Consider the following 26406-nt stretch of genomic DNA (forward strand, 5'->3'; position numbering starts at 1 on the left):
CGCCATGCCGACCCGCCCCTTCACGCTGGGCCGCTCCCGCGCCCTCTCGGGTGATCCCGGCGCCGCCCCGCGCCCGCTCGAGCTGCCGGCGCACCACCTCGTGACCCACGGCGTCGTCGTCGGCATGACCGGCAGCGGCAAGACCGGGCTGGTGATGGTCCTCGTCGAGGAGGCGCTGCGCTCGGGCGTCCCGGTGCTCATGGTCGACGTGAAGGGCGACCTGCCCAACCTGCTCTTCACGTTCCCGGAGCTCTCCCCGGCCGAGTTCGAGCCGTGGCTCGACCCCTCCGCGGCCGCGCGCGACGGCCGCTCGACCGCCGACGTCGCCGCCGAGCTCGCGGCGCGGTGGCGCGCGGGGCTCGCGTCGTCGGGCCTCGGGCCGGCCGACGTCGCCGCGCTCCGCGCCCGCATGGCGCCGCGCCTGCTCACGCCGGGCACCACGGCGGGCGAGCCGATCCACGTGCTGTCGGCGCTCGAGGCGCGCTCGCCGCTCTGGGACGAGGACGAGGAGGCCGCCCGCGAGGCGCTCTCGGCCTCGCTGTCGCTCCTGCTCCGGCTCGTCGGCCGCGACCCGGATCCGGCGCGCAGCCGCGAGCACGTGCTGCTCGCGCACCTCGCCGAGCGGCGGCTCCGCGAGGGGCGGTCCGCCGGGCTCGAGGAGCTGCTCGCCGACCTCGCCGAGCCGCCGATCGCCGCCGTGGGCGCGCTCGACGTCGACGCGTTCTTCGCCCCGAAGGAGCGGCAGGCGCTCGCGCGCGAGCTCAACACCCTGCTCGCCTCCCCCACGTTCGCGACGTGGCGCAAGGGCGCGCCGCTCGACGTCGCGGGGTGGCTCGATCAGGGCGCCGCGGGCGGCAAGACCCCCGCGGTGATCGTCAGCGTCGCGCACCTCGAGGACGACGAGCGGCTCCTCGTCCTCGGGCTCCTGTTCGAGCAGCTCCTCTCCTGGGTGCGCGGCCTCTCCGGCACGAGCGACCTGCGCGCCCTCGTGGTCTTCGACGAGGTCTTCGGCTTCCTGCCCCCGCACCCCGCGAACCCGCCCACGAAGCGGCCGCTGCTCGCGCTCCTGAAGCAGGCGCGCGCCTTCGGCGTCGGCGTCGTCCTCGCCACGCAGAACCCGATGGATCTCGACTACAAGGCGCTCTCCAACGCCGGCGCGTGGTTCGTGGGCCGGCTCCAGACCGACGCCGACCGCGAGCGCGTGGTCGAGGGGCTCTCGGGCGCGGACGGGGGCGCCGGCGGCGTCGACGCCGCGGCGCTGTCGGCCACCCTGAAGGCGCTGCCCCCGCGCACGTTCTTCGTGCGCGACGTCCACATGCAGCCGCCGTCGTTCCTGGCCGAGACGCGGTTCAGCCTGTCGTGGCTGCGCGGGCCGGTCACCCGGCGCGAGATCGGCCGCCTCGTCCGGGGCATGTCCCCTCCCCCGCCCGCCGCGCCCGGGCCGTCGGGCCCGGCGGCGCACGTAGCGGCGGTCGCGCCGGCCCAGCGCGCCGCCGCCGGCCCCGAAAGGACGCCGCCCCCGCGCGCCGCCGCGGGCCCTGGCGGCACGGTGCTCCTGGATCCGCGCCACCCGCCCCCTTCCCCCGCCCCGCAGGCCGCGCGGCGCAGCGAGGCCGCCCGCGCCGGCGCGAGCGCCGCCGCGCCGTCTCCGTCGATATCGTCGTCACCGCCGCCGGCGCCCGAGGGATGGCGGAGCCTCTACGCCCACGCCCCTGCCGCCGCCCCGGAGGGCTTTCGCTACATCCCGTGGGTGGCCGCCTCGGTCGTCGCCCACCTGCGCGACACGAAGCTCGGCGTCACGCTGAACCAGAGCCAGCTCCTCGCCGCCCCGCTCCTGCCCGACGGCAGGCCGGACCTCGCGCGCGTCACCCGGCTCGACCCGTCGCTCCTCTCGGCGTCCCCCGCGCCAGGCGCCCGCTTCGCCGAGCTGCCCGCCCCGCTCGCGAAGCGCGCCGCGGCGCAGGCGGCGGCGCGCGCGCTCCGGGAGCACGCCTACCGCACCACCGAGGCCACCGTGGCCGTCCACAGGGAGCTCGGGCTCGCGCAGGCAGAGGGCGAGCCGCTCGAGGCGTTCGCCGCCCGCTGCCGCGCCGCCGCGGCCCGGCTCGCCGCCGCCGAGCAGCAGCAGGTGATCGGCCGCTTCGCGCCGAGGATCGCGCGCCTCGGCGAGCGCATCGCGGCCGCGAAGGCGCGGTACGACCAGGCCGAGGCCGAGGTGGCCGCGCTCCCCGGCGCGGTGGGCGCGGCGCTCCTCGGGCTCGTCGCCGGCCGGGACACCGCCCGGCGCGCCGGGACCCAGCGCGACAAGGCCACCGCGAAGCTCGAGCGCGCGCGGCAGGAATGGACCGAGGCGGACGCCGCGCTCCGGGACCTCCACGCCGCGCAGGCCGCCGAGTTCTCCGCGCTGGAGCAGCTCCCCCTCCGCGCCGGCGATGGCATCGAGACGAAGCGCCTCGTGCCGAAGAAGAACGACGTCGAGGTCGCCTACGTCGCGCTCGCCTGGGCCGCGACGCTCGCCGGCCCCGCCTGACGCTGCGACGCGCGTCCCGCGGGGCCGTCCGGCGGCCGCGCCGGTAACGACCGCGCGCCCACCTGACGCGCGCCGCCCCGGCAGGCCAGCTCGCTGCAGCGCGGGCGCAGCCCGCTGCAAAGGGCCCCCACGCGGCCGGCGGCTGTGCTCTGATCAGCAGAGCGCCTACGGCCCGCCTCCTGCGGGCCGCCGCGCCGGTACGAGGCCGCGCGCACGAGCCGAGCCCATGCAGACCTCGCGGCAGCTCAACCCCCCGGGTGCACCGTGAACGGCAGCGCCGGCGCGACGCGCGTCGCGCTCCCGCCCCCCGCCACCGCGGCGAGCGCCCCGGCGACCGCGCGCGGGCTCGCCGTCCCGAGGTGGGCGGGCGTCTGGCCCGTGGCCGCGCTCTGGATGATCCCGGTGCTCGTCACGAGCACGCAGACCTACCTCCTCCTCCAGCACAAGCAGGAGCGCCACCTCTCGTTCCTCGCCGCGCTCGTGTGGCAAGGGCTGCCCTGGCTCTTCTGGGCGCTGATGACACCAGCGATCGCCTGGCTCGGCCGCAGGTACCCGCTGGAGCGCAGGGCCTTCCCGAAGAACGTCGCGGTGCACCTGATCGCGAGCCTGACCATGGCCCCGGGCCACGTCGCGATCAGCACGCTCACGGGGCGGCTCATCGGCCAGGAGTCCTACGTGAAGGCGTCGTTCCTCGAGGTCTTCAGCAAGATCATCAGCGTCTACCTCGACGTCGAGCTGGTCATCTACTGGGGGATCCTCGCGATCGTGCACGCCGCCGATTACCACCGCAAGTACCGGGAGCGCGCGCTCGCGGCCGCGCAGCTCGAGACGAAGCTCGTCCAGGCGGAGCTCCAGGCGCTCAAGATGCAGCTCCACCCGCACTTCCTCTTCAACACGCTCCACGCGATCGCCGTCCTCGTGCGAAAGCAGGAGACGCAGGCCTCGGTCCGGATGATCACCGGCCTGAGCGAGCTGCTCCGGATGGCGCTCGAGAGCGCAGGCAAGCAGATCGTGCCGCTCAAGCAGGAGCTCGATTTCCTCGACCGCTACCTCGAGATCGAGAAGACCCGCTTCCAGGACCGCCTGACCGTGCGCACGGAGGTCGCCGCCGAGGCGCTCGACGCCGAGATCCCGAACCTCATCCTGCAGCCGATCGTCGAGAACGCGATCCGCCACGGCATCGCCCCGCGCGCCTCGTCCGGGAGCGTGACGATCGCGGCCCGGCGCGAGGACGACCGCCTCGTCGTGGAGGTGACCGACGACGGCAAGGGGCTCTCGGAGAGCTGGGCCGGCGAGGCGAGCGAGGGGACGGGGCTCGGCACCATGCGCGCGCGGCTCCGGCAGCTCTACCCGGGCGACCACCGGCTCACGATCGCGCGGCGCCCGGAGGGGGGCGTCCTCGTGACGGTGGCGGTCCCGTTCCGGCCGGCGCACGCGCACGCGGGCGCGCCCGAGGAGCGGCGCGCGCATGGATAGCCCCGGGGCGATCCGCGCCGTCATCGTGGACGACGAGCCGCTCGCGCGGGAGGGGATCCGCATGCTGCTCGCGGGCGATCCCGAGGTCGCGGTCGCCGCCGAGTCCGGCGACGGGCCGGGCGCGCTCGTTCTCATCCGGCGGCTGCGGCCCGACCTCGTGTTCCTGGACGTGCAGATGCCCGAGATGAACGGCTTCGAGGTGATGGCGTCGCTGCCGCCCGACGAGCTCCCCGCGGTGATCTTCGTGACGGCGTTCGACCGCTACGCGCTGCGCGCCTTCGAGGTCCACGCCCTCGACTACCTCCTCAAGCCGTTCGACGACGACCGGTTCTACGACGCCCTCCGCCGCGCGAAGGCCCACCTCCGGCTCTCGCGCATGAGCGATCTGAGCCAGCGCCTCCTCTCGCTCCTGCAGAGCTACGGCGACCCCGCGGCGGCGGCGGCCGCGGCCCGCGCGCGGGAGGGCGCCGCCGGCGGCTCGGAGCCGCCCGCCGCGGGGGCCGGGCACCCGCGGCGGCTCGCGATCAAGGACGGGTGCCGCGTGGTCTTCCTCAGCGTCGACGAGATCGACTGGATCGAGGCGGCGGACTACTACGTGCAGATCCACGCCGGCGGGAAGAGCTACCTCCACCGCGAGACGATGAACAGCGTCGAGGGCAAGCTGGATCCGGCGCGCTTCGTGCGGATCCACCGCTCGGCGATCGTGAACCGCGACCGGATCAAGGAGCTCCGCACGCAGGGGCGCCGGGAGACCGTCGTCGTCCTGGCCGGGGGCGCGGAGCTCAAGGTGGCGCGGAGCCACCGGGAGAAGCTGTCGGCGCTGCGGTGAGGCGGCGACCGCGCGGGGCCTCGTTTCCCCGCCGAGGCGCTAAGCTCTCCCCATGCACCCGATCCCCGCTCTGGCGCGCGCCCGTCGCGCAGCGCAGCCCCTCGCAGCGGAGCCCGTGCGGCTCGCTGGCCGGTAAGTCCATGCCCTCCCCCCGCTTTCGCCCCGGCCTCGGCCGGCCCGGCGCGCCGCCCGGCGAGATCGCCTGGTTCGCGTTTCGCGGCGACGAGCTCCTCGTCCGAGCGCTGATCGACGCTCGCGGCGACCGCTTCGACGTCCCGGTCGCCGCCGACCTCGCCGATCTGGGCGTCCCCGTCGTGCGCGCCCAGCCGCTCGGGGAGCTCGACGGGCGCCCGTGCCGCTCCGCCGAGCTCGCGCCGGGCGCTCCGGCGCCCGACGGGCACGCGTACGTCTCGCTGCGGCGCCTCCACGGGCGCATCGATCCGGAGTTGTTCGACGTCGCGGGCACGGCGTACCAGGTGCAGCACTGGGACCGGGCCCACCAGTATTGCGCGGCGTGCGGCGCCGAGCTCGAGAGCGGGCAGGACGAGCGGGTCAAGCGCTGCGCCCGCTGCGCCAGCAGCTACTTCCCGCGGATCACGCCCGCGACCATCGTGCTGGTCGAGGACGGCCCGCGCGTCCTGATGACGCGGCAGGCGCGGTTCCCCGCGGGCATGTACGGCCTCGTCGCCGGCTTCGTCGAGCCGGGCGAGACGCTGGAGGCGTGCGTCGCGCGCGAGGTCCACGAGGAGACGGGCGTCGACATCGCCGACGTCGCCTATTTCGGCAGCCAGCCCTGGCCCTTCCCTCACCAGATCATGGTCGGCTTCACCGCGCGCTACGCCGGCGGCGAGCTCCGCGTCGACACGCGCGAGCTGGAGGACGCGCGCTGGTTCCACCGCGACGCGCTGCCGCTGCTGCCGCCGCCGCTCAGCATCGCCCGGAAGCTCATCGACGCCTGGCTCGCGCGGCCCGTGGGGCGGTGATCCAGGCGCCGCGGCGCCCCGTGCCGACCCTCCCGCGACCGCTCCGCGGCGGCGCCCCTCAGACGCGCCGCTGCTTCCAGGTGCCGCGGCGGAACATGAGCCCGCCCGCGACCGCGATCGTCGAGAACGCCACCGCGATCGCGATGAACACGCCCAGCGGCCCGAGCCCCGCGGCGTGCGCCAGGCCCCACCCGAGCGGGATCTCCCACAGCCAGAAGCAGGCGAGGTGCAGCATCGTGGGCGTCCAGGTGTCGCCGGCGCCGTTGAACGCCTGCGCGAACACGATGCCGAAGCCGTAGAACAGGAACCCGCCCGCCACGACCCGCAGCGCCTGCGTGCCGAACCGGAGCACCTCCGCGTCGTCCGTGAACGCGCCGATGATGGCGCCGGCGCCCACCGCGAAGACCAGGCCGATCGCGCCGAGCATGACCGTGGTCCAGAGGCCCGCGCGGTAGACGGCGGCCTCTGCCCGGTCGGGGCGGCCCGCCCCGAGGTTCTGCCCCACCATCGTCGCGCCGGCGTTCGCGAGCCCGAACGCCGGCAGGATCGCGAACACGACGATCCGCATCCCGATCGTGTAGCCGGCGAGCGCCGCGCTCCCGAACGGGGCGAGGATGCGCACCATGCCGATCCAGCTCGCGGTGCTGATGACCGCCTGGAAGGCGCCGTTCGCGAAGAGGCGGACCAGCGCCGCGAGCGCCTTCGGGTCGGGGACGAGGTGCCGCGCCTTCACCTTCACCCGGCCGCCGCCGCGCGCGAGCAGGAACACCTGCAGCGCGACGCCGGTCCCGCGGCCGAGCGTCGTCCCCACGGCCGCGCCGGCCACGCCGAGCTCCGGGAACGGGCCGAGGCCGAAGATGAAGCACGGTCCGAGCGCCATGTTGAGCGCGTTCGAGAGCCAGAGCACCCGCATCGACAGCGCCGCGTCGCCGGCCCCGCGGAAGACCGCGTTGATGACGAACAGCATCATGATCGTCGCGTTGCCGAGCAGCATGATCGAGGCGAACGGCGCGCCGACCGCGATCACCCCGGCGGACGCCCCCAGCGCCGCGAGAAGCCGCGGCGCGAGCAGGGCGCCGGCCGCCGCGAGGGGCAGGGAGATGAGCAGGCCGAGCACGATCGCCTGCCCCGCCATGGCGGCCGCCTCCTCGGGGCGCCCCTCGCCGATCCGCCGCGCGACGGTCGCGGACGCGGCCACGGCGAGGCCCATCCCCAGGGCGTACACGACCGAGAGGATCGACTCCGTGAGGCCCACGGCGGCGACCGCATCGGCGCCGAGGCGCGACACCCAGAAGACGTCGACCACGACGAAGAGCGACTCCATGAGCATTTCCATGACCATCGGGATCGCGAGCAGGGCGATCGCCCGGTCGATGGATCCCGTGGTGAAGTCGTGCTCGCCGCCGCGGACCGCGGCGCGGAGCGTCGACCAGACGCCGGCGCCGCGGCGCGAGCCGGGCGCGGGCGGCGAGGGCGCGAGGGCGTCGGCGCGCAGATCGCGTGCAGGTGGCGTGGCGTGGTCGCGCATGAGGGCCAGCAGGCTGATCGCGGGCGGCCATCTCGTCCAGCGGCTTTGCGCACCTTTGCAGATCGCGCGAGCGCCCTGCTTCCGCGGCGCGGCCGCTGTTCGAGCGGTGGCGCGGAGAGCGAACGTCGGCCATTCAGCCCGCGCTCGAGAAGAAGAACCAGGCGTCGTCCGGGCCACACCCCGGATCGAGCGCGAAACGAAGACGCTCCAGAAACCCGCGGTAGCCAAGGACGACCGGCCCTATCCATCCTGGGGCGATGAGGATGCTGCCGGACACAGCGAGGCTCTCGCCGCGCTCGGCGACGAGCACGACGTCGAGGTCGTGAAGAGCGCCGCGGATGCGACCGAGTCGCGTGGACAGGATCATCGTCTGTCCCGAGGCGCCGAGCTGCGCTTGCAGCAGCTCGGCGAGGTCGCCTCCGATGATCGACCACGCCGCGCCTGTGTCGAGGAGCGCCTGGCTCTCGAACGGAAGGCCGGCGATCCGGCAGCGGACCGCGACCGTCAGCAGCGTTCCCTCATGCTCTGTCGCGACGCGGTAGCGCGCCGATGAATCGGCCCACGGCTGCGCGGCCTCGTCGAGACGCATCGTGCCGCTGGCCATCAGTCAACCTGCACGACGAAAGCGCCCTCGATCTGTCCACGCTCCGTCAGCCGCTCGATCAGCGCGCGCAGCGCGACGTCGGAGTCGAGCAGCTTGCCATCCTGGAGCGCCACCCACCGATCGAGGTAGGCCTGCCGGTTCTCTCGCAGCCAGGCGTAGTCCGCCGCGAAGTCACTCCGGGCGCGACCGGGCGAGACCAGGACGCGAGGCGGACGGAGGACCTTCGCCCAGCCTTCCACGCTCGTGTCGCCCTGAGCGAGCAACTCCTGGACGTAGCGGCGTGCTTCCTCGACCCGGTTGGCCTCCACCAGCCTGCGGACGTGCTCGGCAGGGGGGATCGGCGGCGGAAGGGCCTCGTTCACGGTCCGCATGGCAGGCATCGTAGCACTTGGCTGTCGCTCGCGGCCGGCTCCAACCGGTCCGGGGACCCCGGTGAGCCCGCGCTCACCGCCGAGCTCTGAAATACAAGACGATCCGCCCCCTTCCCGCTCGAGCGCCGCGCCGTCACCGGATCGAGAACGGATCCCGGTCGCGCGCGCTGATGTCGACGCGGAGCGACGGCAGCTCGGCGCGGAGGCGCTCGGCGAGGCGCTTCAGCGCGGCGCGCTCGCTGTTCGAGTGCAGCGCGCACACCACGGTGACGCCCGCGCTCGCGGCGCGCAGGGCGTCGTGGTGGCGCAGCTCGCCGGTCAGGTAGAGGTCGGCGCCCTGCGCGATCGCCTCGCCGAGGAGCGCGCCGCCCGCGCCGGCGCACGTGGCCGCCCGGGAGACGGCGCGCTGCTCGGGGCCGGCCACGAGCAGCGCGTCGACCCCGAGGCGCTCCTTGATCCGGCCGAGGAGCTCGCCCACCGGCGTCGCGCTGGCGAGCGCCCCGATCCGGCCAATGCCAGCCCGCAGCGGCTCGACGGCGAGCTCGACCAGGTCGAACGCCACCTCCTCGTACGGGTGCGCGGCGCGCATGGCCTGCAGCACCGCCTCGGTCCGGTCGCGGGGAAAGACCATCTCCAGCCGCACCTCGGTGACGCGCTCGAGCCGGCCCTTCTCGCCCACGGTGGGGTTCGTCCCCTCCTCGCCGAAGAACGTGCCTGTCCCGATCGTCCGGAAGCTGCAGCGGGAGTACCGGCCGATCTGACCCGCGCCCGCCTCGGCGAGGGCGTCGGCGACGGCGTCGACGTGATCCTCCGGGACGAAGACGACGAGCTTGTGCTGCCACGCCTTCGACGTCGCGCGCCGGAGCGGCGCGCGGTCCTCGGTGATCCCGAGCGCGTCGGCGAGGACGTCGTTGGTGCCGCCCTCGGCGACGTCGAGCGCGGTGTGGGGCGAGTACAGCGCGATGCCGTCGCGGATCGCCGCGAAGATGGGGTTCGGCGCGACCACGCGCTTCACGGCCTCGAAGAGCGGCGGATGGTAGGCGACGACGAGGTCGCAGCCGAGATCGCGCGCCTCCCGGGCGACCTCGGGGGTGTAATCGATGGCGAGGAGCGCCGCCGACGAGGGCCGCCCCGGGTCGCCCGCGAGCAGGCCGACGTTGTCCCAGGGCTCGGCGAACCGGAGCGGGGCGATCGACTCGAGCGCGGCGAGGACGTCTCTCAGGAGGGTCATGAGCGCCTCTATACCAGCGACGACGGCGGAGCGGAGCGCGACCGGAGAGGCCCTCTGCCGGCACGGTAGGGCGGTTCCCGGCGGAGATCGTATAGTACAGACGCCGTGCACCCCAATGACCAGCCCGCCGGAACGGTCGTGTCGCTGTGGCGTTATCCCGTCAAATCCATGCAGGGAGAGGAGCTCGACGAGGCGGCGATCACCGAGCGCGGCGTGCCCGGCGACCGGACCTACGCCGTCGTCGATCGGGAGACAGGGCACGTCGCGAGCGCAAAGCACCCCGGCAAGTGGGGCGCGCTGCTCGAGTGTCGCGCGGCCTTCGCGGCGCCGCCGCGCCCCTCGGCGCCCCTGCCGCCGGTCTGGATCACGCTGCCGGACGGCGCCGTGATCAGCAGCGCGCAGCCGGACGTGGATCGAGCGCTCTCGCGCGCGCTCGGCCGCGACGTGGCGCTCGTGAGCCGGGCGCCCGAGGCGCCGACGCGCGAGGCGGATCGGTCGCCCGTGGACGCGCCCGCGGCGCCGGCCACGATCGTCGAGGAGCCGATGGCGCTCGCCGCGCCGGCCGGCACGTTCTTCGATGTCGCGGCCCTGCACGTGCTGACGACGGCCACGCTCGATCGGCTGCGCGAGCTCCACCCTTCGGGGCGCGTCGAGGCCCCCAGGTTCCGCCCGAACCTCGTTGTCGCGACCCCTCCGGGCGAGCGCCGCTTCCTCGAGAACGGCTGGATCGGCCGCACGCTGGCGATCGCCGCGGAGGTCCGGCTCGACGTCATCGACCCTTGCCCCCGCTGCGTCGTGCCCACGCTGGCCCAGGGCGAATTTCCGCGCGATCCCGGCATCTTGCGCGCGCTCGCCCGGCACAACGCGGTCGCGAGCGCGACCCTCGCCCCCGGCGTCGTGTTCCCGGCGGTGGCCGGGATCTACGCGACCGTGCGCCACGGAGGCGCGATCCGCCGCGGGGCAGCCGTCCGGCTGGACCCAGCGCCCCTGTCCCCGCCCTCCTGAGCGACCCTCCTCGGTTCCGCGAGCTCCGCGCGCCATCGGTCGGGTGACGCCCCTCGGGGCCCCGGAGAAGGGATGGCCGACAGGCCGCATCACAGGCGCGGACGGCCCCGCACGGAACCGGAGGACCTACACAGTCCCCGCAACCCACATGGCGCCACAAGCCCGCATGCCGCCAGCGGACCTACACGGCATCAGAAGCCCACACGCCGCCAGCAGATCTACACGGCATCAGGAGCCCACACGCCGCCAGCTCCCCCGCACGGGCCGGAAAACCCGCACGGTCGGCGGCGTCCTCGCGCAAGGACTCACATGGTCCCCCTCGACCACCGCTCGCCACCATCGTGGCCAAAGCGCGCACACACGATATCTTCCAACACCGCTCGAGCGACCGAGCACAAGGGATCTTGCACCCAGCGTTGGTGACGCAGGGGTGGTGGTTTGATGTCCATTCAGGATCTCTCCCGATCCACGCCAATCGCGCAAACATAAGGCCTGATTGGACTCCCCGGCCGCCCTCGGATGATTCTTCCACCCAGACAGGCAAGATTCCCGCAGCGACCCAGTGGTCGCGATCTTGCTCTGAAGTCCAAGGCTCCTCGCGAGCGTGCTTGAACGGCAACCGCAGCGTGACGGTCGCGAGCGACGGTCACGCGGTCGACGATCGACTCAGCCGTCAAGTTGCATCAGCAGCGGAGAGGCTGGCCGCGCTTGCGGCCTCTCCTTGGCAGCGCCCCGTCGCGTCGCGCTCACGCTCCTGAGGGGGGATGAGCGGCGCTCTCCGACGTGGGGAGGACGGGCGCATCGACCGAGCTTGGAAAGGAAGACACCATGCAGCGCTTCAAGTCCTACGTGTCCGCGGTTGCCCTCACAGCGTTCGCGCTCGCGTCCGGCTGCCTGCGCATCGGCCCTGGTGACGACGGAGCGGGGCCGACCCCCACCGCCTCGGGAACGCTGACCGTCGCCGTCGCCAACGGCGAGGCCCGGTACATGCTTGAGCTGGAGGACGGGACGTTCGTTCGACTGAACCTCGACTCCATGACGGAGGCGTCAGGCGCCGACCCGACCGACTGGCGCACGGCCAGCGGCTCGCCGGTCGACGTGTTCGGCGTCGAGGACGGCGACGGCAGCATCGACGTCGACATGATGCGGGCGTCCGAGGGTATCGGCACGCTGACGAACGCGGTCGTCACGACCGGGACGAAGCGCGTCCTGGCGCTGCGCGTGCAGTTCGACGGCGGCCAGACGCTCGGCACCGAGCAGGAGGTGCGGAACTCCCTCGACGGCGCCGCGACCCACCTGGCGGGCTCTTCCTTTGGAAAGATGAAGCTCGAGTACGACGTCGCCGGCCCGTTCAACATCAGCTTCGGCAAGTGCGACGACTACAACCGGTGGCAGAACGAGGCGCAAGCCGCGGCGCGGAACGCCGGCTTCGACCTCAGCAAGTACCAGCACTTCATGATCTTCGGCAAGATGGACTGCGGGTATGCCGGCATGGGCGCGCAGCCCGGCAAGACAACCTGGCTCGCCGGCCTGTGGCCAGAGGTCGTCGTGCACGAGCTCGGTCACAACTTCGGCCTGTGGCACGCCTCCTCGCGGACGTGCCGCAGCGGCGGGGCGACGGTGACCATGAGCAACGACTGTACCTTCGACGAGTACGGCGACCCGTTCGACCCGATGGGCAACGGCGGGAAGCAGCACTACAACGCCAACTACAAGGCGAACCTGGGGTGGCTGCCGTCGACGCAGATCGTGACGGTCACCGCGGATGGGACGTACACGCTCGCCCCGATCACCGAGCCGAGCGCCGGGACGCAGCTCCTTCGCATCAAGGGGCCGAACGACATCATGTACCAGATCGAGTTCCGCCAGGCGTCGCCCACGAACGTCGTCGACTCGCGCAATCTCTCCACGAAGGGCATCCTCGTCCACGCGTTCTTCACCCAGTCGAGGGAGAGCGGCCGGGCGCACCTCCTCGACATGGTCCCTGGCGGCAACTTCAGGGACGCGCCGCTCGCCGTCGGCGCTTCCCACCAGCTCTTCGGGACGAACGCGACGCTGAAGGTCGTCTCGGTGTCGGCCACCGGCGCGCAGGTCCAGGTCACCGGCCTGGGCGGCAGCGGCGGCGACCCCGGCACCGGCGGCGGCGACCCGGGCGGCGACCCGGGCGGCGACCCCGGCGGCGGCACCGGCGGCACCGGCCAGAGCCTGACGGCCCTCCATTCGGGGAAGTGCATGAGCGTCGACGCGGCGAGCCTGAACAACGGCGCCATCCTCACCCAGCGGCCGTGCACCGGGGCGAGCGACCAGCAGTGGCAGGTCGAGACGATCAGCGGCACCACGGCGGTCGTGAAGAACGTGAACAGCGGAAAGTGCCTCGACGTGCAGGGGTCCAGCCGCAACAACTCGGCGAACATCACGCAGTGGGACTGCGACGCCAGCAAGAACAGCCAGAAGTGGGAGTTCGTCGATCGCGGCAACGGCGCCGTCTCGCTGCGCTCGGTCAACAGCGGAAAGTGCGTGGACGTCAACGGGGCCAGCACCGCCGACGGCAGCAAGTTCATCCAGTACACGTGCCACAGCGGGACGAACCAGCAGTTCCGGCGGCAGTAGCCGCTGTCGTCTGACGAGCGTCGCGCTCGGCCCGAGCCAGGGGCTCTCCCTGGCTCGACGGCGCCGAGCTCCGCAGGCGTCCTGTCGAGGCGTTGCGCGGCGCAGGGGGATCGGTGAACCTCCGTCCGATGAACCGCCTCGCTCCTGGGCTCATGGCCGCCGCGGCGTGCGTCGCGCTCTCCGCCTCGGCACCCGCGCTCGCCAACGGCCGTTACCCCGCCGCCGGGCAGATCCTCGTCGACCCCTCCGATCCCGACCACATCGTCGTGCGCGCGACGTATGGCGTGCTCACCACGCGCGACCGCGGCGAGCGCTGGTCGTGGATCTGCGAGGCGGCCATCGGCTACAGCGGCTTCGAGGATCCGATGATGGTCGTCACCGGCGACGGGTCCATCCTCGCCGGGCTCTTCGACGGGCTGAGCGCGACGCACGACGACGGATGCCAGTGGGCGCTCTCCGAAGGCGGGCTCGCCCAGCGCTACGTCGTCGACCTGTCGATCGACCGCGCGGCCCCCGCGGGCGCCATCCTGCTCGTCTCGAGCGTCATGGGAGACGACACCATCGTGAGTCAGGTCTGGGAGTCGAAGGACGACGGGAGGACCTGGACCCAGGCCGGCGCCGACCTCCCGAGCACGTTCCTCGGCGTGACCCTGGACAGCGCGCCGAGCGATCCGCGGCGCATCTACGTGAGCGGGCGCTGGAACGGCCCCACGTTCCAGGGGATCGTGAGACGCTCGGACGATCGCGGCGCGACCTGGGAGGACTTCGACGTTCCTGGCAGCGACGATCGCAACCTGCCGTACCTCGGCGCCGTGGATCCGGTCGATCCCGATACCGTCTATGTGCGCCGCGACGGCGACGGCGCGGACGCGCTCCTGGTCTCGAACGACGGGGGCGCCACATGGCGAGAGGTGTTCCAGGCGACAAGCCTCCTCGGACTGGCCCTCTCGCCCGACGGGACGAGGATCGCGGCCGGCAGCGACGTGGACGGCCTGTGGATTGCCCCGACGGCGACCCTCGAGTTCACCCAGGTGGGGAATCTCGGCGTCCGCTGCCTGACGTGGACCGCACAGGGACTCTTCGCCTGCGCCGACGAGTCCCTGGACGGCTTCACCGCGGGGGTCTCCACGGACGAGGGCAAGACGTTCTCGCCGCTGATGACGCTCGATCGGCTCTGCGGCCCGCCGCCGGCGTGCGGGAGCGAGAGCTCGACCGGCCAGACCTGCCCGGCGCTCTGGCCGGCCACGGCGAGCTTCGTCGGCGCGGCGGGCCGCTGCGACGCCGGGGCCCCGAGCGCGGCGTCGGGCGGAGACGGGACGAGCGCCGGCGGAGCCGCGGTGGGCGGAGCCGAGCCGAGCGCAGGCGGCGGCTGCTCCTGCGAGGCCGCGGGCGGAAGAGGCGCCGGCGCGTCGCTGAGCTGCATGCTCGCGGCCGGCGGCGCGCTCCTGCGCGCGCGGAGACGAGGGCGGCGCCGCCCGTAGGCCGCGGCGTCGGCGACGGTCCGGAAGGGCGCAGGTCCCTCTGCCCGCGATGTCAGCGCACGGTCAGCGCATCAGGAGCGCGAGCACGTCCCGGATCCCCGCGCCGGGCACCCGCACGCGCACGTCGACGCGCGCCGCGCCGGATCCGAGCACCTCGGAGGTGATCGCGAGCGGCATCGCGGTCTCGCCGCGCGCGGGCAGCGCCGCGAGCCCGCCGAGCGCCTCGGCGGCTTCGTCCAGCGCCTCGGGCGAGTCTCCGCTCGCCGCCAGCATCGTCCAGCCCGCCAGCGAGAAGAGCCCGCCGGCGAGGGTCCCGCGCTGCCGCAGCGCCTCCAGGCCGGGCGCCGCGCCGAGCGTGCGCTCGTCGCGCCCTGGATCTGCCGCGATGCGCAGCCGGTCCACGACGGCGGCGCCGTCCTCGCCGAGCCCGATCCACGTCCGCTGGCCGGCGGGCACCACGTAGAGGTGGCTGGTGTGCGCGGGCGGCGCGTCCTTCGTGAGCGGCCTGGAGCGCAGCTCGACGTGCAGCGTCCCCGCGGGCAGCGCGGCGGGCGCGCGGACGACCACGAGATCGGTGGTCTGCTTGTCGTCGTCGTCCTTGCTCGCGTCGCCCTTCGGCGGGCCGCCTGGCGCCCCCGCGCCCGGGGCGCCGTTGCCCGCGGCCGTCGCGCTCGCCTTCTTCCTGTCCAGCTCCTCGCCGATCTGGATGAGCTCCTTCACGCCGGCGATCCACGGCTGCGCCGGCTCTTCGACCGCGACAAGGAACCAGCTCTGCAGCGCGCGGCGCGCCGCCTTTTGCGAGCGCGCCGCGCGCTTGCCGCCCTTGTAGTCCGCGAGCGCCTTCTCCGCCGCGGCGCGATCGCCGCCCGAGCCGATCACCAGGGGGCCTCCCGTGAAGGTCAGCGTCTTGAGACGATCCATGAACCGATCGAGCCCCGACGCGTCGTAGCCCTCGCCGGCCATGTCGTCGCGCAGCCCCTGGAAGAACGCCTCGCGCAGCGGCGCGAGCTCCGCGCGCGACGCGCCCTGAGTGTAGAAGGCGAGCGCCGTGTCGCGCGGGAGCCGGAAGAAGGCCGGCGGGGTGGCGGCGTCCTGGGCTGCGACCGGCGCCACGGCCAGCGCGAGGGGCGAGCGCCGGCTCGCGAGGCGCATGCCGAAGCCGACATCGATGTCCGGGCTGGCCCACGTGAGATCGACGCTGACGCTCTCGAGGTCTCGGACGAACGCCTCGGCGAACCCCTGGCCCACCTTCCCGGAGTGGCTGTCGTCGTCGTCCTCCTCGGGCATGTCCTTGATGGCCTCGATGACGGCTCGCCCCGGGACTTCGATCCGCGCGTCCACCTCGAGCGGCTCCCGCCCCACGACCTGAGCGAGGTACGGCGCGGCGGCCTCGAGATCCTCCATGTTATCGGCGCAGATCAGGCGCGCGCTGCCGCTGCGATCGCCGGGCTCGAAGGCGCAGATCCGGGGCAGCGCCCGGTCTTCGGGATCCTCGGCGCGCACGCCCTTCACGCGCAGCATGCCCCGGTGCTCCTCGAGCACGAAGCGGTCCTGCAGCCGTGACATCTCCCGCTCCGGGACCGACAGCGAGGCCACGAGGCGCGCGCCCTTGCTCCTGCCGAACACGGCGATGTCGAGCGGCCTGGCCAGGTCGACCACGTCGACGAGCGCCGGGCCCAGCGCGTTCTCGAGCAGCGCTTCGGGCCCTGCGCCGAGCAGGAACATGCCGAAGGGCGTGCCCGCGAGGACCTGCGTGAGGTCGCCCCAGGTCCGCTGCGAATCGGCGATCCGCACCACCGAGGAGAGCCCTGCCGGCGCGGGCTGCGCGTCCGCGGGCAGCGCCGCCGCGCGGGCGGGCTCGGCGCCCGCCGATCGCGCCGCCGGAGGCAGCGGGGCGACGGGGTCGCGCCGGGGAGCCGGCGCGCCAGCGCACGCGGCGGAGAGGACGACGGGGAGGAGGAGGGTGCGCGTCATGGAGCGCCGATCGTCGCGCCCCGACGGCGCCGCTGGCAAGCGGCCCGCAGGATCGGCCCCCCGGGTATCGGGAGCCCTCGGTTTGTTGGCCGCTCCGGCCGCCTCGATGGACACTGGCGAGACGGTCGCCATGAAGAAGTGGAGCTTTCTGTCCCTGGGCCGCAGCTACGAGATCACGGATTATGGCCCAAGGTTCGGGATCGAGGTCACACGGAACGGCTACACGGTGTGGACCGGCTACCGTGACGGAGCGCGGCTCGTGACGGACACGAGCACGCTGCCCGCGCGCGAGCTCCTGGCGCTCCGCGAGGAGCTCGTGCAGCGGGCGAACTCCCGGAGCGCCCCATCGCAGGTCGAGGCCGGCCCGCGCGCGCGCCGGCCGCAGCGCGCGGTCGAGCAGCTCGACCTGCTCGGGGCGCCCCTGCTCGGCGGCTGCCATCGCTGAGGTGCTCCGACGGCGCAGCCATGACCAGCATGACAGGCCACACTGTCGGAGCGGGTTGAAGCACCTGAACTCGTGGTGCTCGAGGTGGTATCGGGCCACGACATTGAGCTGTGCTGCGGTGGATGCGGTCCTGGCCAGACGATCCACGAGCGGGGCGGCGCGCCCCATGGCCTGGAGCGTCGTGATGACGCGATGGCTCGCCAGCGTGTAGAGAAACCTCACCATCGTCAGGAGATACCGAGGATCCGCCGGCCTCGCCGCGAGCGCCGCCGTGAGCTCCTGCTCCGCCTCCGTGAGACGGGCCTCGGCGATCCGCAGTCGCCCGCGCCAGAGGCGGACCTCGGGGCTGTTCGGCGCGTGAGCGAGCGCCTCCTCGAGGTGCGCCGCAGCCCACGCCCTCTCGTTGCCCTCCCACCTCTTGAGGCGAGCCCAGAGCACGTGCACCTCAGCGTCGCTCATCGCGCGCTCGGCCTGCAGCGGCGAGGGCGACGGGGCCGTGTAGGGGCCGACCTTCCTGATCAAGCGCTGGCCCATGAGGTAGCTCCGGTAATCCCGATCGAGCTGCTCGGGCGGGATGCCGTGGAGCGCCTGCTGGAGAGCCTGCCGCACAGGTGCGCCGCCCGAGGCTGCCTCGAGGAAGCTGGTGAAGCGTTGAACGTACGGCTCCGGGCCGTTGATCAGCATGTGAACGAGCGCCCATGAGCTCAGATAGTTGGTCGCGACCGGACGCCGGTCGGTCTGCGGGGCATGGCCGGGCGGGCCGTAGAAATCATCTCGCCCCATGTGAATGAGCTCCGTCGCGGACCTCGCCTGGGTGACGGGGATCAGAACGCGCGTGAACGGGCCATGGCGCGCGGTGCGCCAGAACGACCCCTTCAGGAAGTCGCGATCGGGCAGCGGTGAGCCGATGTACGCATGGCCATCCTGCAAGCGGAACGTCGAGTAGAACTGGGCGAGGCCCTCATTGAGCCACGCTGGCGAGGGCCCGATGCTCTGCGCGACGAAGTGGTGCGCGAGCTCGTGCTGGAACGTGAGGCGCGTCTGCTCCCCGAGCGAGCCGTACATGACCATGGTCGGCGCCGGATCGAGATCGTTCGGGAGCGCATGCATGAAAAAGCCGCCGGAGGACGGTGGGGCGAACTGCCGGAAATCCCGCTCGCGCGCGAACAGGATGATCTGCATGCGAAACGGGTCGGGGTTGTCGCTCGGGAAGCAGACGTCCTCGAGAGCGGCGTACGAGCTCTCGAACTCTGCGAGGGCGTCGCGCGCCTCGGAGCGGTCGAGATCCGTCCGCATTTCGAAGTGCTGCGAGGAGAGCTCTACCCACGGGGCACCGCCCTGAGACGCGCAGGTGAGGGGCGGCTTGAACTGAGCGCAACCAAGCCCGCTGACGGCGCAGGTCACGAGCGCTGCGACGCTCAGAAACTTCGCGACAAGCGATGTCGACATGAGTTATTTTTCGAGGCTCATCGCCCTGGATGTGCGAGCTGCGGCGAGGCGTACGCCGTCATTGCGACGGAGTCAAGGCACCATGGCAACCGCTCTGGCTGCGGCAGAGCTCACCGGAGCGCATACGAGCATTCCGGAGAGAGCCGACCGCTTCTCACGCCAACCGACATAGAGCGTCGCGCGCCAGGGCGCATCAGCGATACTGCACGTGGACTTCGCGTCCATCGCGCCGATCCGACGCGCGCCAGATCGCTACACCGCAAGCGCGGTCGCATAGGTTTCATTGAACTAGTTGTTTACCACTACCAACACTCCATGCGCCTCGGGGTCGAATCCTTCGGGCCATCGCGTCTTCAGATCGCAGGTCGCTCCGCGCAGCTTCGCCGCCTCAAGCTGAAGGCATCGCATATCCGCTCCGTCGAGACGTGCTCCAGAAAAGCGGGCTCCCCATACGAGTGCTAGATGGAGGTCGGCCTCGCGCAAGTCCGCCCCTGTAAGATCAGCGGCATCAAGCTTCGCCTTCGTGAGAACCGCCTTCCGAAAGTCGGCATCTTTGGCCCAGCAACCTTGGAGCCTTGCTTCGACGAGACTGCATCGCAGCAGACGAGCGCCCTCCAAAGCAGCCGCTCGAAGAGTGGCACCGTCAAGAACCGAACCTTCCAAATCCGCACCGTCCAGCTTCGCTCGGTGAAGGTCCAACCCTGCCAAGTTGATGCCGCGAAGGCTGTCGTACTGCAACTCGTGGACAACACCTGAATCACACTCGATCTTCACCATAAATTCACCACACGTTCGGGGGAATGGGAAGTTGCTCCCAGGGAATGACCCGGGAAGGATTGCCTCCAGCCCACGGCTGAGTGGCGGGCTCTCGCCCCAAAACCCTCCCAGCAACATACCGATGGTTACCATCAACGATAATCTTACCATCTACCCGGATTGCGGGGGCCACCTCGCCCGCCAATAACTTGTCCACGTATCGTTACACATTGGGCAGCGAGATTCCCCCGGACTGCTGCGACGCGAGCGGAGCATCCTTCATCGCCTCTCGGATCGTTTGCTCGGTGACCTGAGATCCACTCGTGATGGTGGGTCTTCCCCCCGCTACCGCCTCCGCCCCCGCCCCTCCCCCCAGCTTCGGCAGCACGGCGTTTCTGCCGCTGGTGCAGGCGGCCATTCCGCCCGATCGCGCGGAGATCTGCCGGCTCTCGGTGGATATCGTCCGCTCCAACGTCGATCGCGGGGTCAAGGCGATCCTCCCGCACATCGACCTCGTCCGCGAGAAGCTCCCGCTCTGCCCGATCGACGACGTGCTCGAGCTCCCGAGCCTCGCGCTCGGGCTCGTCGCGGCCGCGGGGCGCATCACGACGGCAGCCAGCGAGCGCGAGATCGAGGCGCGCCTGGAGAAATACCGCCCGATGCGCGATCTCACGCTGCGACAACTCGAGATCTTCGCGGACCTCAAGCTCGTGCCCAGGCAGCGCGTCGCCGCGATCCGCCGCGGCTCGGGGCCCGTGGACAGCGCCCGCGACGGCGTGGATATCGCCGGGGTGTTCCACGAGCTCGCGGCGAGCCTCGACGGCAAACACCCGTTCTCGCCAGATTACCTCGCCGTCATGGCCGAGCACGCCAGCTGGCTCCTCGTCCAGCTCAGGCCCCGTGGCGCCCAGCAGAGGTCCTCCGAGCGCTCGTCCGAAGCCGTCGTCCGCGACCAGTTCTGGACCGTCATCCACCAGCGCCACGATCACCTGCGGGAAGCCGGCGTCGCCGTGTTCGGGTTCCGCCAGCTCGACACCCACGTGCCGCCGATCGGCGCCCGCAGCTCCTCGGCCGCGCAGGCGCCCGGGACGGCGAAGCCGGGCAGCCCCGCGCCCGCCACCGCCGCCGGGCCGGAGCTCACCGCCGACCCCTGACGCGCGTCGCGTCACGCGCCTCCGTAGCCCACCTCACCGCCTCCCGCGCCGGCAGCGCCCCGGCAGACGCCTTCCCGCCCTCCAGCTCAACAGCCTTGACATCCGACCGGATGCGCCGCCCCCGCGGCGTCCTCCGTCCTCCGCTCGCCGCCGGCATCGGCGGAGTACCGCGACCTCGCGGAAACCTCTCCGACACGTCGCGCAGCCCACCAGCGTCGGCCAGATCCGACTAGAGTGCGCCGCCATGGCCAACCCGATCGACGTCGATCCTACCCGTCAGCGAGAAACCCCCGCCCAGCGAGACACGTCCGCCCAGCGCGAAGCCCCCGCCGCCTTCTTCCGCGGCAACCCGGCGCCCGACGCCCGCACCGGCATGCACCCGGTCGCGCTCCGGCGCGCCTTCGCGGACCACCTCCACTACTCGCGCGCCCGGGAGTCGCTGACCGCCACGCCGTTCGACAGGTACGTCGCCCTCGCCCTCTCGGTGCGCGACCGCCTCGTCGACCGGTGGACCAAGACCCAGCACACCTACTACGAAAAAGACGTCAAGCGCGCCTACTACCTCTCGGCGGAGTTCCTCCTCGGCCGGGCGCTCGTCGCCAACCTGCAGGCGCTCGACATCTACGACAGCTACAAGACCGTGCTCGCCGAGCTCGGCCTCGACCTCGAGGACCTGGTCGAGCAGGAGCCCGACGCCGGGCTCGGCAACGGAGGCCTCGGGCGGCTCGCCGCCTGCTTCCTCGACTCCATGGCCACCATCGGGCTGCCCACGTACGGCTACGGCATCCGGTACGAGTTCGGCATCTTCGAGCAGGTCATCCGCGACGGCTACCAGGTCGAGCGCGCCGACGAGTGGCTCCGCTTCGGCAACCCGTGGGAGGTCGAGCGCCCCGAGCACGCCGTCCCGGTCTCGTTCGGCGGCTACACCGAGCGCGTCCCCGACAAGCGCGGCGGCTTCCGCGTCATCTGGCGCCCCTCCGAGCAGGTCATCGGCGTCCCGTTCGACACGCCGATCGCGGGCTACCAGTCGAACACCGTGAACACGCTCCGCCTCTGGTCCGCCCGCGCGGGTGAGGAGTTCGACTTCGAGCTCTTCAACGCCGGCGACTACGTGCACGCCGTCCACGAGAAGAACCAGTCGGAGGTCATCTCGAAGGTCCTCTACCCGAACGACAACTTCGACAAGGGCAAGGAGCTGCGCCTCCGGCAGGAGTACTTCTTCGTCGCCTGCTCCATCGCCGACATCGTGAACCGCTACAACCGCGTCCACCCGGACTTCTCGCGCTTCGCCGAGAAGAACGCGATCCAGCTCAACGACACGCACCCCGCCATCGCCATCGCCGAGCTGATGCGCGTCCTCATCGACGACCACCTCCTGAGCTGGGAGGACGCGTGGAAGCAGACGGTCGCGTCCTTCGGGTACACGAACCACACGCTGCTGCCCGAGGCGCTCGAGCGCTGGCCCGTCGCGCTCTTCGAGCGGCTCCTGCCGCGGCACCTCGAGATCATCTACGAGATCAACCGGCGCTTCCTGCGCGAGGTCATGGACGCCCACCCGCAAGACCACGACCGCGTTGCGCGCATGTCCCTCATCGAGGAAGGGCACGAGCGCCACGTGCGCATGGCCCACCTCGCGGTCGTCGGCTCGCACTCCGTGAACGGCGTGGCCAAGCTCCACTCCGAGCTCGTCAAGCGCGACCTGCTCCGCGACTTCTACGACCTCTGGCCCGAGCGGTTCAACAACAAGACGAACGGCGTGACGTTCCGGCGGTGGCTGCTCGCCTGCAACCCCGCGCTCGCCGCCCTCGTCACCGAGAAGGTCGGCCCGCGCTGGGTGACGGAGTTCGAGCGGCTGCGCGAGCTCGAGCGCCACATCGACGATCCGGAGTTCATCGAGCGGATCGCCCGCGTGAAGCGCGAGAACAAGACGGCGCTCGCGAAGATCATCGCGCGGGAGCTCGACATCCAGGTCGACCCCTCCTCGATCTTCGACGTCCAGATCAAGCGCCTCCACGAGTACAAGCGCCAGCTCCTCGCCGCGCTCCACATCGTCGCGCTCTACCTGCGCCAGAAGCGCGGCGAGCCAGTCACGCCGCGGACCTTCATCTTCGGCGCCAAGGCGGCCCCCGGTTACCGGCAGGCGAAGCTCATCATCAAGTTCATCCACGCCGTCGCCTACGTCGTGAACGGCGACCGGCGCCACACCGGGCTGCGCGTCGTGTTCATGCCGAACTACCGCGTCTCGCTGGCCGAGCGCATCATCCCGGCCGCCGACGTCTCCGAGCAGATCTCGACCGCGGGCATGGAGGCGTCCGGCACCGGCAACATGAAGCTCGCGCTGAACGGCGCGCTCACCGTCGGCACGCTCGACGGCGCCAACATCGAGATCCGCGACGCGGTGGGCCCGGAGAACTTCTTCCTGTTCGGCCTGACCGCCGACGAGGTGATCGCGCGCCGCCACCAGCACTTCGAGGGGCGCGAGGCCGTCGCGGCCGATCCGGAGCTCCGCGAGGTGGTCGATCTCATCTCGTCAGGCTTCTTCTCCCCGGAGTACCGCGAGCTCTTCCAGCCCCTGCTCGACCGGCTGCTCGGCCGGGACGAGTACATGATGCTCGCGGACTTCAAGGCCTACGCGGCCTGCCAGCGCGAGGTCGAGGCGGCCTACGTCGACCGGAAGAGCTGGCTGCGCAAGTCGGCGCTCAACATCGCCCGCGTGGGCGAGTTCTCCTCCGACCGCACGGTGCGCGAGTACGCGCGCGACATCTGGGGCCTCACGCCCGTCGACGTCGATCTCGGCGCGGCCGTGTCGCTCGTGTGACCGCGCGGCCCGCGTCCGCGTGACGCGTGGCCGCGCAATCAAGCCGTCCCCCGGCGCTCTGCCCGCCGGGGGGCGGCGCGCCTCGCCTGGCGGGCTCGACCGCATTTCCTGCTGGGCGCGGCCGGTCGCCGGCCGTGCCCCCCCTTCCTCGACCGTCAAAAACGGACGGAAAATCCCGCCCCACGCGCGTGCAGAACACGTCCCGGCGGAGCATGCTTCCGGAGTGGGAGCCACCTTCGTCGGCCGCTCGCCGGGGCGGGGCTCTTGCTATCCTTCCCGACGGATTTATGCCGAACGATCCTGAGGAAAGAGAAGACAGGCAGGGCGACCTCGCAACGGAGCGGGAACGGAAGGTCGAGAAGGCCCGCCGTTACAAGGTCGTGTTCCACAACGACGACTACACGACGATGGAGTTCGTCGTGCTCGTCCTCATGAAGTTCTTCCACCGCACCGAGACGGAGGCCACGCACATCATGCTGAGCGTGCACCACCGCGGCCACGGGGTCGCGGGCGTGTACACCAAGGATGTCGCGGAGACCAAGGTCGCCCAAGTCCAGGACTTCGCCAAGGAGCACGGGATGCCCCTTCGGTTGACCGCCGAGCCGGAATGACCATGCGCATCAGCCCCGAAGTTGAGATCGCCTTTTCGCTCGCCACCCGGGAGGCCTCGCGCCGCCGGCACGAGTTCGTGACCATCGAGCACCTGCTCTACGCGCTGCTCTTCGACGAGGAGACGGCCGAGGTGCTCCGGCACGCGGGGGGCGACACCCCGCTGCTCAAGAAGAAGCTCGAGCGCTTCCTCGACGAGGAGATCGAGGCCCTGCCCGAGGACTCGGACACGAGCCCGACGCTCTCGCTCGGCTTCCAGCGGGTGGTCGGCCGCGCCGCGATGCACGTGCAGTCGTCGGGCAAGAAGGAGCTCAAGGGGGCGAACGTGCTCATCGCGATGTTCGCCGAGCGCGACTGCCCGGCCGTGACGATCCTCGGCGAGCAGGGGGTCAGCCGCTTCGACGTCGTGAACTACATCTCGCACGGCATCTCGAAGACGGGCCAGGACGACAGCCTCCGCGAGGAGTCGTCGGCGGACGAGGGCGGCGAGCCCGGCGGCTCGCAGCCGATCAAGGATCCGCTCGCCGCGTTCACGATGAACCTCAACAAGGAGGCCGCCGAGGGCCGCATCGATCCGCTGGTCGGCCGCGAGAACGAGGTCGCCCGCACGATCCAGGTGCTCGCGCGGCGGCGCAAGAACAACCCCCTGCTCATCGGCGACGCCGGCGTGGGCAAGACGGCGATCGTCGAGGGGCTCGCGCAGCGGATCGAGAAGAAGGACGTGCCCGCGCCGCTCAAGGACGCGACCGTCTACGCGCTCGACATGGGCGCCCTCCTCGCCGGCACGAAGTACCGCGGCGATTTCGAGAACCGGCTCAAGGCCGTGCTGCGCGCGCTCGAGAAGCAGCCGGGCTCGGTGCTCTTCATCGACGAGATCCACACGATCATCGGCGCCGGCGCCGCGAGCGGCGGGACGATGGACGCCTCGAACCTGCTCAAGCCCGCGCTCGCCTCCGGCCGCCTGCGGTGCATCGGCGCGACCACGTTCCAGGAGTACCGCGGGCACCTCGAGCGCGACAGCGCGCTCGCGCGGCGCTTCCAGCGCATCGAGGTGACGGAGCCCTCGGTCGACGAGACGACGCAGATCCTGAAGGGGCTGCAGAAGCGCTACGAGGAGTTCCACAAGATCACCTACACGGCCGAGGCGCTCGAGGCCGCGGCCAAGCTGTCCGCGCGCTACCTCCAGGATCGGCGGCTGCCCGACAAGGCGATCGACCTGCTCGACGAGGCGGGCGCGGCGGCGCGCCTCCGCCACGGGGACGGGTACAAGGTCGACACCGCGGACATCGAGCTCGTCATCGCCAAGATGGCGCAGATCCCGCCGCGCCAGGTGTCGACCTCCGACAAGACGCAGCTCAAGGATCTCGAGCAGTCGCTGCGCTCGGTGATCTTCGGCCAGGACGAGGCGGTGAAGCAGCTCGCGTCCGCGATCAAATTGTCGCGCGCCGGGCTGCGCGCGGCGGAGAAGCCGATCGGCTCGTTCCTGTTCTCGGGGCCGACCGGCGTCGGCAAGACCGAGCTCGCCAAGCAGCTCGCGAAGGCGCTTGGCATCGGCTTCCTGCGGTTCGACATGAGCGAGTACCAGGAGCGGCACACCGTCTCCCGGCTCATCGGCGCGCCGCCCGGCTACGTCGGGTTCGATCGCGGCGGCCTGCTCACCGAGGCGGCGGCGAAGACGCCGCACGCGGTGCTCCTGCTCGACGAGATCGAGAAGGCGCACCCGGACGTGTTCCAGGTGCTGCTCCAGGTGATGGACCACGGCACGCTGACCGACAACAACGGCAAGAAGAGCGACTTCCGCCACATGGTGCTGATCATGACGAGCAACGTGGGCGCGCGGGAGCTCGCGCAGGCGCGGGTCGGCTTCGGCGAGCGGGGCACGGCGGGCGACGACGACAAGGCCTACAAGAACACGTTCAGCCCGGAGTTCAGGAACCGGCTGGACGCGCGCATCATGTTCCGGCCGCTCGATCCGTCGGTGATGGGGAGCATCGTCGACAAGTTCATCGGCGAGCTCGCGGCGATGCTCGCGGACCGGTCGGTGACCGTCGAGGTGACCGACCGGGCGCGGGCGGAGCTCGCGACGCGCGGGTACGATCCGGCGAACGGGGCGCGGCCGCTGGGGCGCGTCATCGAGAACGACATCAAGCGGCGGCTCGGGGATGAGCTGCTGTTCGGGGCCCTCGAGAACGGGGGGAACGTCGCCATCGACTTCGAAGGGGACGACTTCACCTTCAAGTTCTCGTCCTCGGGCTCGGCGGCGAACGGGGGAGACGCGGAGAAGCCTCGGACCAACGGGGCGGCGGTGGAGCCGGCGCCCGCAGGTTGATCCGGGGGCAACGGAGCCAGCGTGGAGGGGGTGCCCGTGCGCGCGGGCGGCGGGGGCCCCTCCCACGAACTCGCGCCTTGTAGAGGGCTATTGCCGTAAGTGCGGGTGAGTCGGTCCGGGAGGAAGGCGCTGCGATGCGGGCCGGCGCTCGGATTCGTGGGGCCCTACCCCGCCGCCCGCGCGCCCGGGCACCCCCTCCACGCTGGCTCTCTCCAGGCGGAGGG

The 26406-nt window shown here is 71.9% G+C and carries 19 protein-coding genes and 1 pseudogene; 12 read left to right on the forward strand and 8 right to left on the reverse strand.

Going from position 1 to position 26406, the window contains the following annotated elements; genetic code table 11:
• Positions 1-4 precede the first annotated feature (4 nt).
• Entirely contained in the window at positions 5-2530 is a 2526-nt protein-coding gene (locus WME96_RS22835; RefSeq protein ID WP_437292198.1) for a helicase HerA-like domain-containing protein, read from the forward strand.
• Between the two features lie 245 nt (positions 2531-2775).
• On the opposite strand, the gene WME96_RS22840 is transcribed toward WME96_RS22835, so the two are convergent.
• On the reverse strand, positions 2776-2949 hold the full coding sequence (locus tag WME96_RS22840; protein WP_437292199.1) for a hypothetical protein: 174 nt from the start codon (positions 2947-2949) through the stop codon (positions 2776-2778).
• On the opposite strand from WME96_RS22840, the gene WME96_RS22845 reads away from it, so the two are divergent.
• The 3 genes from WME96_RS22845 (at position 2933) to nudC (ending at position 5818) form a co-directional block, all read left to right on the forward strand.
• The gene (locus tag WME96_RS22845; protein WP_437292200.1) at positions 2933-4006 is read left to right on the forward strand and encodes a sensor histidine kinase; all 1074 of its coding nucleotides are present in this window, start codon (positions 2933-2935) and stop codon (positions 4004-4006) included. The two genes, WME96_RS22840 and WME96_RS22845, sit on opposite strands and share 17 nt — an antisense overlap.
• Complete coding sequence (locus tag WME96_RS22850; RefSeq protein WP_437292201.1) at positions 3999-4835, forward strand: LytR/AlgR family response regulator transcription factor; 837 nt, start codon at positions 3999-4001, stop codon at positions 4833-4835. The genes WME96_RS22845 and WME96_RS22850 overlap by 8 nt, the downstream gene beginning before the upstream one ends.
• Before the next feature lie 140 nt (positions 4836-4975).
• Entirely contained in the window at positions 4976-5818 is an 843-nt protein-coding gene (gene nudC / locus WME96_RS22855; protein WP_437292202.1) for an NAD(+) diphosphatase, read from the forward strand.
• A 58-nt stretch (positions 5819-5876) separates the two neighbouring features.
• On the opposite strand, the gene WME96_RS22860 is transcribed toward nudC, so the two are convergent.
• The 4 genes from WME96_RS22860 to WME96_RS22875 form a co-directional block, all read right to left on the reverse strand.
• Complete coding sequence (locus tag WME96_RS22860) at positions 5877-7346, reverse strand: MATE family efflux transporter (RefSeq protein WP_437292203.1); 1470 nt, start codon at positions 7344-7346, stop codon at positions 5877-5879.
• A gap of 133 nt (positions 7347-7479) precedes the next feature.
• On the reverse strand, positions 7480-7950 hold the full coding sequence (locus tag WME96_RS22865; RefSeq protein ID WP_437292204.1) for a hypothetical protein: 471 nt from the start codon (positions 7948-7950) through the stop codon (positions 7480-7482).
• Positions 7950-8321 carry a hypothetical protein gene (locus WME96_RS22870; RefSeq protein ID WP_437292205.1) on the reverse strand — a complete coding sequence of 124 codons (372 nt, stop codon included), beginning with the start codon at positions 8319-8321 and terminating at the stop codon, positions 7950-7952. Before WME96_RS22870 ends, WME96_RS22865 begins: the two co-directional genes overlap by 1 nt.
• Positions 8322-8454: 133 nt before the next feature.
• The gene (locus tag WME96_RS22875; protein ID WP_437292206.1) at positions 8455-9552 is read right to left on the reverse strand and encodes a Nif3-like dinuclear metal center hexameric protein; all 1098 of its coding nucleotides are present in this window, start codon (positions 9550-9552) and stop codon (positions 8455-8457) included.
• Positions 9553-9657: 105 nt separating this feature from the next.
• Between WME96_RS22875 and WME96_RS22880 the strand changes: the two genes are divergently transcribed.
• From WME96_RS22880 to WME96_RS22890, 3 genes are all read left to right on the forward strand, one after another.
• The gene (locus tag WME96_RS22880) at positions 9658-10557 is read left to right on the forward strand and encodes an MOSC domain-containing protein (protein ID WP_437292207.1); all 900 of its coding nucleotides are present in this window, start codon (positions 9658-9660) and stop codon (positions 10555-10557) included.
• 828 nt (positions 10558-11385) lie between these two features.
• Complete coding sequence (locus tag WME96_RS22885; protein ID WP_437292208.1) at positions 11386-13167, forward strand: RICIN domain-containing protein; 1782 nt, start codon at positions 11386-11388, stop codon at positions 13165-13167.
• A 128-nt stretch (positions 13168-13295) separates the two neighbouring features.
• A complete protein-coding gene (locus tag WME96_RS22890) occupies positions 13296-14648 on the forward strand; it encodes a WD40/YVTN/BNR-like repeat-containing protein (RefSeq protein ID WP_437292209.1) in 1353 nt (450 codons plus the stop codon).
• Between the two features lie 63 nt (positions 14649-14711).
• On the opposite strand, the gene WME96_RS22895 is transcribed toward WME96_RS22890, so the two are convergent.
• On the reverse strand, positions 14712-16622 hold the full coding sequence (locus tag WME96_RS22895; RefSeq protein WP_437292210.1) for a hypothetical protein: 1911 nt from the start codon (positions 16620-16622) through the stop codon (positions 14712-14714).
• Positions 16623-16752: 130 nt separating this feature from the next.
• Here WME96_RS22895 and WME96_RS22900 point away from each other — a divergent pair, with 130 nt between their 5' ends.
• Positions 16753-17067, forward strand: coding sequence for a hypothetical protein (locus WME96_RS22900; RefSeq protein WP_437292211.1), 315 nt, complete (start codon positions 16753-16755; stop codon positions 17065-17067).
• A 243-nt stretch (positions 17068-17310) separates the two neighbouring features.
• Here the strand turns inward: WME96_RS22900 and WME96_RS22905 are convergent.
• Positions 17311-18516, reverse strand: a pseudogene (locus tag WME96_RS22905) (tetratricopeptide repeat protein); the annotation flags it as partial.
• A 288-nt stretch (positions 18517-18804) separates the two neighbouring features.
• Positions 18805-19443 carry a pentapeptide repeat-containing protein gene (locus tag WME96_RS22910; RefSeq protein WP_437292212.1) on the reverse strand — a complete coding sequence of 213 codons (639 nt, stop codon included), beginning with the start codon at positions 19441-19443 and terminating at the stop codon, positions 18805-18807.
• A 155-nt stretch (positions 19444-19598) separates the two neighbouring features.
• On the opposite strand from WME96_RS22910, the gene WME96_RS22915 reads away from it, so the two are divergent.
• The 4 genes from WME96_RS22915 (at position 19599) to clpA (ending at position 26182) form a co-directional block, all read left to right on the forward strand.
• Positions 19599-20426, forward strand: a complete 828-nt coding sequence (locus WME96_RS22915) for a hypothetical protein (protein ID WP_437292213.1) — start codon at positions 19599-19601, stop codon at positions 20424-20426.
• 244 nt (positions 20427-20670) lie between these two features.
• Complete coding sequence (locus WME96_RS22920; RefSeq protein ID WP_437292214.1) at positions 20671-23244, forward strand: glycogen/starch/alpha-glucan phosphorylase; 2574 nt, start codon at positions 20671-20673, stop codon at positions 23242-23244.
• A 287-nt stretch (positions 23245-23531) separates the two neighbouring features.
• Positions 23532-23855, forward strand: coding sequence for an ATP-dependent Clp protease adapter ClpS (clpS, locus tag WME96_RS22925; RefSeq protein ID WP_020737250.1), 324 nt, complete (start codon positions 23532-23534; stop codon positions 23853-23855).
• Positions 23852-26182 carry an ATP-dependent Clp protease ATP-binding subunit ClpA gene (clpA, locus tag WME96_RS22930; RefSeq protein ID WP_437292215.1) on the forward strand — a complete coding sequence of 777 codons (2331 nt, stop codon included), beginning with the start codon at positions 23852-23854 and terminating at the stop codon, positions 26180-26182. Before clpS ends, clpA begins: the two co-directional genes overlap by 4 nt.
• The last annotated feature ends 224 nt before the right edge of the window (positions 26183-26406 follow it).

Origin of the sequence: Sorangium sp. So ce406, assembly GCF_051474675.1 — a bacterium.
Taxonomy (GTDB): Bacteria; Myxococcota_A; Polyangia; order Polyangiales; family Polyangiaceae; genus Sorangium; species Sorangium cellulosum_G.